The following is a 472-nucleotide window of genomic DNA, read 5'->3' on the forward strand; positions in this document are numbered from 1 at the left end:
ATAAAACACTATCAGTAAGTTGGAGTCATTACCATTTTAGAAAAGGGAATTAAAGGGATAAATAACGGCGAAATAGAGTGATAAAATAACATCTGTTTATTCGTCAGCCAGCGACGTTGGGTTCGCGATTAGCGAAGAAAAATCATCATAATTTGGTGAAAAATATAACAGGTAGTTAAAAAACATCAGTGCAGAGTAAATTGCCGGATGACATCAGAATGATGCCATCCGAACGGTGGTTTAACCCTGACGGTTGAAACGTTGCGTTTTAACGTCCAGCGTTAGCGTTTCTTCTGGTTGTATCGCATACAGTTTCTCACCCTGCTGGCAAATCCAGCCAATTCCCAGTTCACGGGCGATTAGGGCACTGTGGGATAGCGGAGTTCCGGCGCTAAGGCAGATACCTTTTACAACCGCTGGATCCAGTTGCAGTACTGTGGAGGGATAAATGTTCTCCGCCAGTAGAATAGTT

The 472-nt window shown here is 43.2% G+C and carries 1 protein-coding gene; it reads right to left on the minus strand.

What is annotated here, in order from left to right; all coding sequences use genetic code 11:
- Window positions 1-240: 240 nt before the first annotated feature.
- Window positions 241-472: PEP-utilizing enzyme (locus tag RM704_RS45735; RefSeq protein WP_498076448.1), on the minus strand; the 232-nt coding region annotated here is incomplete at its 5' end.

Origin of the sequence: Streptomyces gottesmaniae (genome assembly GCF_031845845.1) — a bacterium.
In the GTDB taxonomy this organism is placed as follows: Bacteria; Actinomycetota; Actinomycetes; order Streptomycetales; family Streptomycetaceae; genus Streptomyces; species Streptomyces akebiae.